Origin of the sequence: Nitrobacter sp. NHB1 (assembly GCF_036964665.1) — a bacterium.
Lineage (GTDB): Bacteria > Pseudomonadota > Alphaproteobacteria > Rhizobiales > Xanthobacteraceae > Nitrobacter.
In genome coordinates this window covers 985,626-998,149 of record NZ_JBAMDA010000001.1, presented here as the reverse complement: position 1 = coordinate 998,149, position 12,524 = coordinate 985,626, and the positions used below count along the sequence as shown (strand labels likewise).

Here is a 12,524-nt window from a genome sequence, read left to right as displayed (position 1 = left end):
TAGCGGATTCTCCCGTGATCACGGTTGTCGCTGATGTGGCCGTTCGGTTCCGAACATGTGAAAATTGCTGCTTTCCCGGTCCGGCGTGCCATGGCAAGGTAGTTCATGGGTTTTCGTCGCCTAATCGGTCATCTGCTGGCGGTCTTCGTGATCGCGGGGCTTGTCATGGCCCCATTGGTTTCGCCGGTGGCGGCGATGGGGCCGTCCAACGTCGCGATGTCCGGCATGGTATCGATGGCCGACGAGATGCCGTGCTGCCCGGACACGCAAAAGCAAAAGAAGAACGATTGCAAGGATTGCCCGCTGCTTGCGATTTGCATGCTCAAAAATTCGGTAACTCAACCTGTTGCCGATGCCATCATTATGCGGCTTGCCAAGCATTACCAGCTTGCGGCTCATGACGACCTTATGAGCGACGGGCTCGATCGTCCTCCGCCCGACCATCCTCCTCGAACCCTGGTCTGATCGGCGCACCAGCGCCGCTCCACTCCGCGCGGCCGAAGCCCTGCGCGGTTGATGCATGCCGCCTTGCGGCAGACCAGCACTGTTCGAGGATTTTACAGATGAATTCGTCACGTTACGCGCGCGCCCTTCGGGGTGCGTTGATCGCCATGACCGCAATCGGCATGGCCGGCACCGCAGCCCTTGCGGACATCAACGACTACAAGTTCGAATTGGTCGATCAGACCGTGCAGGCCGGACCCGACAAGGTCATCACCGTCAGGCTGATGAATACCAAGACCGGAAAACCGGTTCCTGACGCGGTGATCTTCGCCACCCGTCTCGATATGGCGCCCGACGGCATGCAGGAGATGGCGACGAAGATCACGCAGACGCCGGGAAGCGACCCCGGCGTTTACAGGTTCAAGGCGACGTTCGGCATGGCGGGGCGTTGGCAGTTGTCGCTCGGTGCCAAGGTCCAGGGCGAGACCGGCACCGTCGAGAACAAGTTCGTCATCACGGCGCAAAAATGAAACCGGCCGTCCTGACGGGCGTTGCCGCCGCCGCGCTTATCGCGGCGGCTGGCGGCGCATTCATTGCCGACCATGTGCGCAGGGTTGGCTCGATTCACTTGGTGACGCCGGCCCCGGCAGAGTCCGCCGGCGCAGCGATTTACTATCGGGATCCCGATGGCAAGCCGTTCTACTCGCTGACTCCGAAGAAGACGGAGGATGGACGCGCGTACCGTCCGGTCCCGCCGGGTGCCGACCTGAGCTTCGACAATCCCGCTCACGAGACGACGAGCTCCGAGGCTGCCGATGCCGAGGGCGACGACCGTAAGATCGAATACTACCGCAATCCGATGGGCCTGCCGGATACGTCGCCGACGCCGAAGAAAGACTCGATGGGGATGGATTATATCCCCGTGTACGAGGGCGAGGATACTGGCGACGGTTCGGTCAAGCTGTCGCCGGGCAAAATCCAGCGCACAGGCGTGCAATCCGAGCGAGCCGTACCTCGCATCATCCGGACGTCGGTGCGGGTACCCGGCACGATCCAGCTCGACGAGCGACGGGTGTCGGTGATCTCGATGCGCGCGGAAAGCTGGGTGCAGAAGGTCTCGAACGTCACCACCGGGTCCGCCGTCAAGAAAGGGCAACCGTTGATGGAGATCTACAGTCCGGCGATTTCGTCGGCCGCGGCGGAGTACATCTCCACGATCAACTCGCCCAACACGACTACTCCAGAGCGCTACGGCCGCGGATCGCGGCAACGCTTGATGAACCTCGACGTTCCGGATGGCGCGATCGTCGCCATGGAAAGGAGCCGGGTGGTTCCGATTGCGATCGAATGGACCGCGCCGCGGGACGGCATCGTGCTGGAACGCAATGCCATCGAGGGCATGCGGGCACAGCCCGGCGAGGTCCTGTTCCGCGTCGCCGACACCTCGGTTGTGTGGGCCGTGGTCGATGTCGCCGAGCGAGACCTCGGTGTGGTGCGGGTAGGGCAACCGGTCACCGTGAGGGCACGCAGTTTTCCGGGACGCACGTTCGCCGGAAAGATCAGCGTGATCTATCCGCAAGTAAACCGCGAAACGCGCACGGCGCGGGCCAGGGTCGAACTCGCCAATCCCGATTACGCCTTGCTTCCCGACATGTATATCGACGCGGAAATCGACACGGACAATCCGACTCCGGTTTTGGCGATTCCGGAAAGCGCGGTGCTCGATACCGGGGCGCGACAGTCCGTGCTGGTGGACAAGGGGGAAGGGCGCTTCGAACCGCGCGAGGTGAAGCTTGGCCGGCGTGGCAATGGTTACGTCGAGGTACGAGAAGGTGTGCATGACGGCGAGGCTGTCGTGGTGTCGGCGAACTTCCTGATCGATGCCGAAAGCAATCTGAAAGCTGCGCTGAAGGGCTTTTCGGAAGCGGGGAGCCAGCCATGATCGCGCGCCTGATCGCCTGGTCGGCTCGCAATCTGCTGCTGGTCCTGTTCGGTGCTGGTTTCGCGGCCGCCGCGGGCATCTACGCCCTAGTCCACCTGCCGCTTGACGCGATTCCTGACCTGTCGGACACGCAGGTCATCGTCTACACCGATTACCCCGGCCAGGCGCCGCAGGTCGTCGAAGATCAGGTGACCTATCCGCTGGCGACGGCGATGCTGACGGTGCCGAAATCCAAGGTCGTGCGTGGGTTCTCGTTTTTCGGCGTGTCGTTTGTCTACGTGATCTTCGAGGATGGAACGGACATCTACTGGGCGCGCTCGCGCGTACTCGAATCCCTCAATAGCGCGTCCTCGCGATTGCCATCGGGCGTAACGCCGACAATCGGCCCCGACGCCACCGGGGTCGGCTGGGTCTACCAGTACGCCGTGGTCTCCAAGGAACTCAATCTATCGGACACGCGGGCCATACAAGATTGGAACCTGAAATTCGCCCTGGCAAAGGCGGGAGGCGTCGCCGAGGTCGCCAGCGCGGGCGGGTTCGTGCGCCAATACAATGTCATTCTCGATCCGCAGCGCATGCGCGACCGCGGGATCACGATGCAAAAGATGCGCGACGCGATCCGCGCCAGCAACGCCGACGTCGGCGGCAGGACGGTCGAACTATCCGAATTCGAATACGTCATTCGGGGCAGGGGCTACATCAGGGATATCAACGATCTCGGCAACATCGTGCTCAAGACCGACAACGGCACACCGGTGTTGCTGCGCGACGTCGCCCGCGTCGAACTCGGGCCGGACGAACGGCGCGGAATCACGGAATTGAACGGAGAAGGAGAGGTCACGAGCGGCATCGTCCTGCAACGCTTCGGCGCCAACGCCCTCGATGTCATCAATAACGTCAAGAAGCGGTTCCAGGAGATTGCCACCAGTCTGCCGAAGTCGGTCGAGATCGTTCCGGTCTACGATCGGTCGACCTTGATCAATGCCGCCATCGCGACGCTCAAGCATACGCTGGTCGAGGAAAGCATCATCGTCGCACTGGTCTGCATCGTCTTCCTGCTGCATGTCAGGAGCGCGCTGGTCGCGATCCTGATGCTGCCGGTCGGTGTGCTGATGGCGTTCGGCGCGATGAAGCTGCTCGGGATCGGTTCAAATATCATGAGCCTCGGCGGCATCGCGATCGCGATGGGCGCCATGGTGGATGCGGCGATCGTGATGATCGAGAACGCGCACAAACGCCTGGAACGCGCCGCGCCGGGCCAATCACGTCTTCAGATCCTGATCGATGCCGCATCCGAAGTCGGACCCGCGCTGTTCTTCAGCCTGCTGGTCATCACCGTCTCCTTCATGCCGATCTTCACGCTGGAATCGCAGGAAGGACGTCTGTTCAGTCCGCTCGCCTTCACCAAGACGTTTGCCATGGCTGCGGCCGCTCTTCTGTCGGTTACGCTGGTGCCTGCGTTGATGGTGATCTTCGTCCGCGGCCAGATCGTTCCGGAGCACAAGAATCCGATCAACCGGTTCCTGGTCTGGATCTACCGACCGGTGATTAAGGGCGTGATGCGGGCGAGGGCGCTGGTCATCGTTCTCGCCATCGCAATCCTCGCCGTCACCGTCTGGCCCGCCCGACAGCTCGGGACCGAGTTCATGCCTGACCTCAACGAGGGAACGCTGCTCTACATGCCGACGACGTTGCCGGGCATTTCCGTCACCAAGGCGGGCGAACTGCTGCAGACCCAGGACCGGATCATCCGGTCGTTTCCGGAAGTGGCATCGGTGTTCGGCAAGGCGGGCCGCGCTTCCACCGCAACGGACCCGGCCCCGCCTGAGATGTTCGAAACCATCATCAATCTCAAACCGAAAGAACAGTGGCCGCCCGGCGTGACGATCGACACTCTGATCGCGAAGATGGACAAGGCGTTGCAGTTTCCGGGTGTCTCCAATGCCTGGACCATGCCGATCAAGGCCCGCATCGACATGCTGTCGACCGGCATCCGCACCCCGGTCGGCGTCAAGGTGATCGGTCCCGATCTGGCCGGAATCGACAAGCTGGCGAAACAGGTCGAGCGGGTTCTGAAGGCCGTGCCAGGCACCTCCTCGGCCTATGCTGAGCGCGGGATTGGTGGGTACTATCTGGACATCACGCCCGATCGCGCGGCGCTCGCGCGTTACGGCATCATGATTCAGGACGTGCAGGACACTATCGCCACCGCGCTCGGCGGACAGACGGTGACTACGACGGTCGAGGGCCGTCAGCGCTTTAGCGTCAACATGCGATATCCCCGCGACCTTCGCGACAGTCCCGGGAAGATCGCGTCCGACGTGCTCGTGCCGATGCCGCAGGGAGGGGCCGTGCCGCTGGGCGAGGTGGCCAAAATTACCCTGGATCGCGGGCCGACTTCGATCCGGACGGAGAACGGGCAACTCGCGGCTTACGTCTACGTCGACATTCACGATCGCGATCTCGGCGGGTACGTGGCCGACGCGCAGAAAGCGGTGCAGGCCAACATCGCGTTTCCGCCGGGCTACTACGTGATCTGGAGCGGCCAGTACGAGTATCTCGAGCGTGCCACCGCGCGTCTCAAGATCGTCATACCGGTGACATTGCTGATCATCTTCCTGCTGTTGTATCTGAACTTCCGCTCGATCACTGAAACCATGATCGTCATGCTATCGCTGCCGTTTGCTTTGGTAGGTGGCCTTTGGCTGATGTGGTGGCTCGGGTTCAACCTGTCCGTCGCCGTCGCCGTCGGGTTCATCGCACTCGCGGGCGTCGCCGCCGAGACCGGTGTGGTCATGCTGATCTATCTCAACCAGGCCTATGCCGCGATCGAGGCCCGGCGCGCGGCGGAGGGGCGGTCGGTCACGCGCAAGGACCTCTACGACGCCGTTATGGAAGGCGCAGTCGGGCGCGTCCGCCCCAAGATGATGACCGTCGTCGCGATCATGGCGGGGCTGCTTCCGATCATGTGGAGCACGGGGACCGGATCGGAAATCATGCAGAGGATCGCGGTGCCGATGATCGGCGGCATGGTCTCGTCGACGCTGCTGACGCTGATCGTGATCCCGGCGATCTTCGGCCTGATCAAGGGCATTGGGCTGCGGGATGGCAACGGTCATCAGCCGCCGGCCTACACTGGGAGTGTCGAACGTGCGACCGCTCCGGAACTTGTCGAATGAAACGGTTGGATGAGCGACGACAACATATCGTGCGTGAGCCGGATCGGCTGTGACTGAATTCGCATAAGGTATATTATGGAATATAATATGGCGATGTTTCACTTGACGTACCCACTGGAAAATGATTCTATGCGGCCATAGGAGTTCTGGCCATGGCCAAGTCTGTTCTGTCCGATGCTAGGTTTCACAATGAGGTAGCGGCCTTCGCTTACGTGGAAGCGGAGCTTTGGCCGAACGGTCCCGTTTGCCCTCATTGTGAGAACGCGGATCAGGCCAAGATTGGCCGCCTTCAAGGCAAGACCACTCGCGTTGGGCTGCGCAAGTGCTACGCCTGCCGCAAGCCGTTTACCGTGCGGATCGGCACCATTTTCGAGGACAGCCACCTTCCCCTACGGCTGTGGCTTCAGGCAATCCACTTGCTTTGCAGCAGCAAGAAAGGCATTTCCACCCGCCAGCTTCAGCGGACCCTTGGCTGCGGCATGAAGACCGCTTGGCACCTTGGTCACCGCATCCGCCACGGAATGGCTCCGCTGCCTTCCGCTGGCCCATTGGGAGGTGCCGGTAAGATCGTCGAAGCCGACGAAACCGAATTGGCTCGGTCCCGCAAGACCAAGCGTCCGGCAGACTTCCGCCGCAAGACCCATAATCCGGTCGTCATGAGCCTTGTAGAACGGGGCGGCGATGTCCGTTCGACGTTTCTGGATCATCGCATGGCAATGTCCGTCATTCGGCAGAACGTGCATCACGAAAGCCGCCTGATGACTGACACCGCCGCGCGCTACAAATACCCGCCGGTTGCCAGCCATGAAATGGTCGATCACTCCAAGTTCGAGTGGAAGCGCGACGACGTGTATACGAACACGCTGGAGGGCTTCTTTTCGGTCTTGAAGCGCGGCCTTGTCGGTATCTATCAGCACGTCGATAAGAAGCATCTGGACCGCTATCTGGCAGAATTCGATTTCCGCCAGAACACCCGCGCCAAGCTTGGCATCAACGATGAGCAGCGTGCCGATCTGGCCCTTAAGGGGTTCGCCGGTAAGCGGTTGACCTATCAATCAGCTAATTGCGAAACGGAAGCCTAAGGCTCCCTTTCAATTAGAGTTGCCACTAAGAAAGTCGCGGAAAAAGCGCCGATTCTGATTGGACATTGGCTACCAGAGAGGGTGATTACCACGTATAGTCACCCCTTCGACCTGATGCTGAAACACCTTATTTGGGGTGTCGAGCCAAACTCGACATACTATATGTAGCATGTCCGACCAATTTTCGTTCGACTTTGAATCTCCAATTAGCGCCAATGATAATCCGGCCATCTGGACTCCGCGCGATATTTGGGCGCGCCTCAATCAAACTGTTCTCGAATATCTGGGAGAGGATCGACGATTTGAGCGGAAGGGTTGCAAGAAGATCAATCTGGACGACCTAGCGACATACTACAGCACTTTTTCAAACACTCCGGATGGTGGTCTGCTCATTTTCGGAATCGACAACGACGCTACGATTGTCGGATGCAATTCGCTCAGCGGAGCGCAACTCAATGATATTGAAACAACCCATCTAATGCGCTGCCCGCAGGCCAAGCCGGAATTTAAGCGACTTCCGGTTATCGTAAATGGTGCGCCGGATTTCTGCGTGGCCATATACGTGCCGTACATTGGCAGGCTCGTGGAAACCAACAAGGAAGAGGCTTGGATTAGATACGGCGAAAGCCGTCACAAGATGAGTATGGAGGAAAAGCAAGACTTCCGCTCAACCAGACAAGAACTCTCATTCGAACAAGAACCTGCTCCATACAAATTTCCAGAGGATTTTGATCTTCGTGTTATCCAAGATTTTTGTGACGAATATCGGCGCGTCGAAGGCGTCAAATTCACGAATGAGGAATTGCTGATAGACCGGCGGCTCCTTCAAAAAGACGATGAAAAACTTACACCTCTGAATGGGCTTGTTTTGTTGGCTGCAAAGGATCCCGGCAAATCGATACCAGGATGCAGGGTGCGCATTCAAAGGTTCGCCGCCGAACAGGAAGGTCAAGGAACGTCTTACAATCCCCAGCGAGATCGAACAGTTGAGGGGAATGTCGTTAGTATTCTGCGTGACTGTCAGGCGGTCATCGCTAGTATGCTTTACGATGTAACTTGGCTGGACGATCAAGGAAAATTCGTCACCACCCCAGAATATCCATTCCATGCTTGGTTCGAGACGATTGTAAACGCTGTAGTTCATCGCTCCTATAGTTTCAGTGGCTCTGAAATATTCGTCAAATTTTTTCCAGATCGCATGGTGGTGGATAGTCCGGGCGGCTTCATCCCGCCCGTGAATGAAAAAACTATCTATGAAACAAGGTCGGCCCGAAATCATAATTTGATGGATGCGATGCGTCATCTCGGATACGTGCGAATGGCTCGTGAAGGTGCCCGCCGTATTCGTGAGAGCATGAAGGAATTCAATCTCCCAGAACCTAAGTGGGAGCAAGAAGCCGTGCATGGCGTTGTGGTTCGCGTAACTCTGAGAAACGACCACGCAAGCCGAAAGAGAGCAACGGACACGGATGTAGCCCATCATTTCGGCGTTGATACTTGGAAACTCCTTCAGGAATACGAAATCAAAATTCTGGCTTACGCCTACCGCAATAAGCGAATTCAGGTTTCAGAGGCAGCAAGAGTGACAGGCCGGACATGGCATACGAGCAAAAAGGATTTAGACAAATTAGCCCGTAATGGACTTCTGATATTTCACGCCGGGGAGTACGAGCGTGATCCTAAGGCTCACTACACGGTTCAAATGTCAGAAAGCGGTGAGTGATATGCCCGATAAAAAACCAAAGCACGACGACCCTGAGCAGTCCAAACGCTTCCTAGAGGCCGCTAAAGAGGCCGGAGCGGACGAGACTGAAAAGGGCGCGAAGCGCGCCTTTAAGGCTGTGGTGAAGCCTCGGAAGCCCCAGAAATGAAAACGCCGCTCGACCCACAAGGGGAGCGGCGCAATTCAATGCGGCGTGTTCCTGTCTACACTAACGGCCCCCAGGTAGTGGTGGACCGTGCCGGTACTGCCCCGGCGATTCCGCGTTTCTCTTAAATCCGTTCCCACACATAGCACATTTCGGGCGCGGTCGCATCTCGAAACACCAGGAAAGATTCAGCCGCAAAATCAGTGACCCAGAGGACGATATTGCCTTGGGTATGCGAAGTGAAACATCGCCTATAATATAAGGTAAGAAAGTCAGATGCTTATGCACCGGAATAGAATTGCTCGCTCAGATTTGGCGCGGTCCAAATGACACAGCATTGCTGTTATTCGAGTGCTGAGGCACGATGGGGACCGTCAATCTCCAGCCGCATCCCGTCATAGGCCGGCATCACATTTGCCGGCAGTTCGCGACGCAGCACCTCGTAATCCAGATCGGAGTGCATGTTGGTGATGACGGCGCGCTTCGGCTTGAAGCGGTCGATCCACGACAACGCATCCGCGACGCTGAAATGGCTGGGGTGTTGCTTGTAGCGCAGACCGTCGACGATCCACAGATCGAGATTTTGCAGCGCCGGCCAGCTGTCGCTTGGAATATCATTCAGGTCAGGCGTATAGGCGGCGTTGCCGATCCGATAGCCCAGCGCTGGAATGCCGCCGTGCTGCACGAGAAAGGCCGACAGTGTGAGCGCGCCGCCCTTGCCGTCGATGGCCTGGCTTTCGCCAGCCTCGATCGCGCGTTGCTCCAGGATCGGCGGATAGAAGCTGCCTTCGGGTGACTCGAAGCAATACGAGAACCGCTGCATGACATCCGCGGCAGTGGATTGATTGAGATACACAGGAATCCGCCGGCGCTGATGCAAGACCACCGAACGCAGGTCGTCGATCCCGTGGGTCTGGTCGGCGTGTTCGTGGGTGAGAAACACCGCATCGATGTGGTCGACATTGGCGTCGATCAACTGCTCGCGCAGGTCGGGCGAGGTGTCAATCACAACACGCGTTGTCCCCTGCTTCGATGCCCGCTCCACCATCAGCGAACAGCGGCGGCGGCGGTTCTTCGGGTTTGTCGGATCGCACGCGCCCCAGCCCAGCGCCGGACGCGGCACGCCGGCGGACGATCCGCAACCGAGAACGGTCAGCGTCACCGTCATGCGGACGTTTCCACAGGCGGCACCTTGGAGAACAGCCGGAAGAAATTCTCCGTGGTCTGTCGTGAAATCTCTTCGAGGGAAACGCCGCGCGTATCGGCCAGCACCTTCGCGGTCTCGACGACGTAGGAGGGCTCATTGCGCTTGCCGCGAAACTTGCCGGGCGCAAGATATGGCGCGTCGGTCTCGACGAGAATCCGGTCTGCGGGCAATTCGGCAGCGAGCGCACGCAACGCATCGGATTTCTTGAAGGTCAGGATGCCCGTGAAACCGATATACAATCCAAGCGCGACCGCCTTCATCGCCAGTTCGCGGCCGCCGGTGTAGCAATGCAGCACCGCACGGAACGCGCCCTTCGCCATCTCATCTTCAAGGATTTGTCCGCAATCCTCGTCCGCCTCGCGGGTGTGGATCACTAGCGGCAAACCGGTGGCGCGGGCGGCGGCGATGTGGGTGCGGAATCCCCGCGCCTGCGCGTCGCGCGAGCCGTGCTCGTAGAAATAATCCAGCCCCGCCTCCCCCAGCGCGACGGCCTTTGGATTTTGCGTCAGCGCGATCAATTCGCTCGCAGTAATTCCGTCCTCCTCGTCGGCGTGATGCGGATGAGTGCCGACCGAGCAATAGACGTTCGGAAACCGCTCCGCGATCGCGAGCAGTTTCGCCTGCTCCCTCACCCTGGTCGAGATCGTCACCATGCGCTCGATGCCCGCCGCTGCCGCGCGCGAAACAATTCCGTCGAGATCATCGGCGAAATCCGGAAAATCGAGGTGGCAGTGGCTGTCGACAAGCATCGGCGGTTATCGGTTCAGGCCACGGACGGTTCGACATAGCGCGGGAATACGGGGACCGACGCTGGCAACGTCGTGCCCGGCTTGATGCGGACATGACCGCCAAGCATCGCAAAATTTCGCTCAGAGGCGGGAATGCCGAGGAGGTCGAGCATCGTCGCGCATGACGCGGGCATCGCGGGCTGCGCCAGGATCGCGATCTGGCGCACCACCTCGGCCGTGACATACAGCACCGTCTTCTGCCGCGCCGGATCGGTCTTCGCCAGTACCCATGGCGCTTCGCCGGCGAAATAGCGGTTGGCTTCGGCGACGACGGCCCAGACCGCATTGAGCGCCTGGTGAATCTGCTGCGTATTCATCGCGTCGCGCGCGATCGCAATCATGCCGTCGGCCTGCGCGAGGATGGCTTTGTCGTTGTCGCTGAAATCGTCTGGCTCCGGCAGAACGCCGTCATGCTGCTTCGCGATCATCGACAGCGAGCGCTGTGCAAGATTGCCGAAGTCGTTGGCGAGGTCGGCGTTGATGCGCGCCACGATCGCCTCGTGGTTGTAGCTGCCGTCCTGCCCGAACGGCACCTCGCGCAGAAAGAAGTAGCGTACCTGATCGACGCCGTATTGCGCGGCGAGGTTGAAAGGATCGACGACATTGCCGACCGACTTCGACATCTTCTCACCGCGATTGAACAGGAAGCCGTGGGCATAGACCCGCTTCTGCAACGGGATGCCCGCCGACATCAGGAAGGCAGGCCAATACACCGCGTGGAAGCGGATGATGTCCTTGCCGATGATGTGGACGTCGGCCGGCCAGTAGTGCCAGTTCCTGTCGTTATCGTCGGGAAAGCCGACACCGGTAATGTAGTTGGTCAGCGCGTCGACCCAGACGTACATGACGTGCTCGGGATCATCGGGCACCTTGACGCCCCAGTCGAAGGTGGTGCGCGAGATCGACAGATCCTTCAGGCCGCCCTTTACGAAGCTGATGACTTCATTGCGGCGGGAATCCGGTCCGATGAAATCGGGCTGCTTGTCGTACAGCGCGAGCAGCCTGTCCTGATAGGCCGACAGTTTGAAGAAATAGCTCTTCTCCTCGACCCACTCGACCGGCGTGCCCTGCGGGCCCCGCCGCACGTTGTCCTCACCAACGACCGTCTCGTCCTCCGCGTAATAGGCTTCGTCGCGCACCGAATACCAGCCGGCGTAACTCGACAGGTAGATGTCGCCATTCGCCGCCATGCGTTTCCAGATTTCCTGGACCGAATGGTGATGCGCGGGTTCCGAGGTGCGAATGAACCGATCGAACGAAATATTCAGCGTCTCGTCGAGCTTCCGCAGCAGTTCGGCATTTCGTGTAGCGAGTTCAAGCGCGGATATGTTTTCCCGCTGCGCGGTCTGAACCATCTTCTGTCCATGCTCGTCGGTGCCGGTCAGGAAGAACACGTCCTTGCCGTCGAGTCTCTGGAAGCGCGCCAGCGCATCGGTGGCAATCGCCTCATAGGCGTGCCCGATATGCGGCGCGCCGTTCGGATAAACGATCGCTGTGGTGATATAGAAAGTGTTGGTGCGGGCCGGCGCGACGCTCGAAGGCGTCGGCGGCGCGGTCGTGCCGGGCCGACGTGACGTCGCGGGCTTTGCGGACTTCGCCGGACGCTTTGCTGCGGGTCGCTTCGGCGCAGCCTTTTTCGCAGTAACCTTTTTCGTCGCCGCTTTTTTCGGAATTTTTTTTGTCGCTGGCCGTTTTTTGGCCGCTCGCTTCGCCGCCTTCTTTGCTGTCTTTTTGACTTTCTTCGGTACGCGCGCTTTTGCTGTCTTTTTGGTCTTCTTCGGGGCGCGCGCTTTTGTCGTCGTCTTCGTGCTCGTCTTTTTCGTGCGTTTGCCGGTCTTTCGAGGGCTCGCCTTCTTGCTGCGCTTCTTCACGATAGAGGCGCGATCGGTGGCGGCGTGGCGCGATTTGCGCGCCTTGCCTGCGCGGGACTTCTTGGCCGGTTTCTTCTTAGCGGGAGCCACCACGAATTCCTTATGAGTGAGGCTGAAGGTCGAGAACGATCATGGCTGGAGCG

10 protein-coding genes are annotated in these 12,524 nt (G+C 59.5%); 7 read left to right on the top strand and 3 right to left on the bottom strand.

Features of this window, described 5'->3' with window-relative positions; all coding sequences use genetic code 11:
- The first annotated feature begins 147 nt into the window (after nt 1-147).
- The 7 genes from V4R08_RS04705 (at nt 148) to V4R08_RS04675 (ending at nt 8,518) form a co-directional block, all read left to right on the top strand.
- Nucleotides 148-465 carry a hypothetical protein gene (locus tag V4R08_RS04705; protein ID WP_442935629.1) on the top strand — a complete coding sequence of 106 codons (318 nt, stop codon included), beginning with the start codon at nt 148-150 and terminating at the stop codon, nt 463-465.
- A gap of 98 nt (nt 466-563) precedes the next feature.
- Complete coding sequence (locus V4R08_RS04700) at nt 564-974, top strand: FixH family protein (RefSeq protein WP_335578276.1); 411 nt, start codon at nt 564-566, stop codon at nt 972-974.
- On the top strand, nt 971-2,386 hold the full coding sequence (locus V4R08_RS04695) for an efflux RND transporter periplasmic adaptor subunit (RefSeq protein WP_335578275.1): 1,416 nt from the start codon (nt 971-973) through the stop codon (nt 2,384-2,386). Before V4R08_RS04700 ends, V4R08_RS04695 begins: the two co-directional genes overlap by 4 nt.
- Nucleotides 2,383-5,565, top strand: coding sequence for an efflux RND transporter permease subunit (locus V4R08_RS04690; protein ID WP_335578274.1), 3,183 nt, complete (start codon nt 2,383-2,385; stop codon nt 5,563-5,565). Before V4R08_RS04695 ends, V4R08_RS04690 begins: the two co-directional genes overlap by 4 nt.
- Before the next feature lie 152 nt (nt 5,566-5,717).
- Nucleotides 5,718-6,647, top strand: coding sequence for an IS1595 family transposase (locus tag V4R08_RS04685; RefSeq protein WP_335578273.1), 930 nt, complete (start codon nt 5,718-5,720; stop codon nt 6,645-6,647).
- 169 nt (nt 6,648-6,816) lie between these two features.
- On the top strand, nt 6,817-8,370 hold the full coding sequence (locus V4R08_RS04680) for an ATP-binding protein (RefSeq protein WP_335578272.1): 1,554 nt from the start codon (nt 6,817-6,819) through the stop codon (nt 8,368-8,370).
- A gap of 1 nt (nt 8,371) precedes the next feature.
- Nucleotides 8,372-8,518, top strand: coding sequence for a hypothetical protein (locus V4R08_RS04675; RefSeq protein ID WP_335578271.1), 147 nt, complete (start codon nt 8,372-8,374; stop codon nt 8,516-8,518).
- 340 nt (nt 8,519-8,858) lie between these two features.
- Here V4R08_RS04675 and V4R08_RS04670 read toward each other — a convergent pair whose 3' ends face one another.
- Genes V4R08_RS04670 through metG form a run of 3 tightly spaced genes read right to left on the bottom strand, consistent with a single transcriptional unit; the run spans nt 8,859 to nt 12,474 of the window.
- Nucleotides 8,859-9,683 (bottom strand): MBL fold metallo-hydrolase, encoded by an 825-nt coding sequence (locus V4R08_RS04670; RefSeq protein ID WP_335578270.1) that lies wholly within the window; start codon nt 9,681-9,683, stop codon nt 8,859-8,861.
- Nucleotides 9,680-10,471, bottom strand: coding sequence for a TatD family hydrolase (locus V4R08_RS04665; RefSeq protein WP_335578269.1), 792 nt, complete (start codon nt 10,469-10,471; stop codon nt 9,680-9,682). Before V4R08_RS04665 ends, V4R08_RS04670 begins: the two co-directional genes overlap by 4 nt.
- 14 nt (nt 10,472-10,485) lie before the next feature.
- The gene (metG, locus tag V4R08_RS04660) at nt 10,486-12,474 is read right to left on the bottom strand and encodes a methionine--tRNA ligase (RefSeq protein ID WP_335578268.1); all 1,989 of its coding nucleotides are present in this window, start codon (nt 12,472-12,474) and stop codon (nt 10,486-10,488) included.
- Between the last annotated feature and the right edge of the window lie 50 nt (nt 12,475-12,524).

What these genes read in the sequence shown, in the direction of transcription:
- V4R08_RS04685 (WP_335578273.1), top strand. Translation starts at nt 5,718, where the DNA reads ATGGCCAAGTCTGTTCTGTCCGATGCTAGGTTTCACAATGAGGTAGCG.
- V4R08_RS04695 (WP_335578275.1), top strand. Translation starts at nt 971, where the DNA reads ATGAAACCGGCCGTCCTGACGGGCGTTGCCGCCGCCGCGCTTATCGCG.
- V4R08_RS04690 (WP_335578274.1), top strand. Translation starts at nt 2,383, where the DNA reads ATGATCGCGCGCCTGATCGCCTGGTCGGCTCGCAATCTGCTGCTGGTC.
- V4R08_RS04665 (WP_335578269.1), bottom strand. Translation starts at nt 10,471, where the DNA reads ATGCTTGTCGACAGCCACTGCCACCTCGATTTTCCGGATTTCGCCGAT.
- V4R08_RS04670 (WP_335578270.1), bottom strand. Translation starts at nt 9,683, where the DNA reads ATGACGGTGACGCTGACCGTTCTCGGTTGCGGATCGTCCGCCGGCGTG.
- V4R08_RS04680 (WP_335578272.1), top strand. Translation starts at nt 6,817, where the DNA reads ATGTCCGACCAATTTTCGTTCGACTTTGAATCTCCAATTAGCGCCAAT.
- V4R08_RS04675 (WP_335578271.1), top strand. Translation starts at nt 8,372, where the DNA reads ATGCCCGATAAAAAACCAAAGCACGACGACCCTGAGCAGTCCAAACGC.
- V4R08_RS04700 (WP_335578276.1), top strand. Translation starts at nt 564, where the DNA reads ATGAATTCGTCACGTTACGCGCGCGCCCTTCGGGGTGCGTTGATCGCC.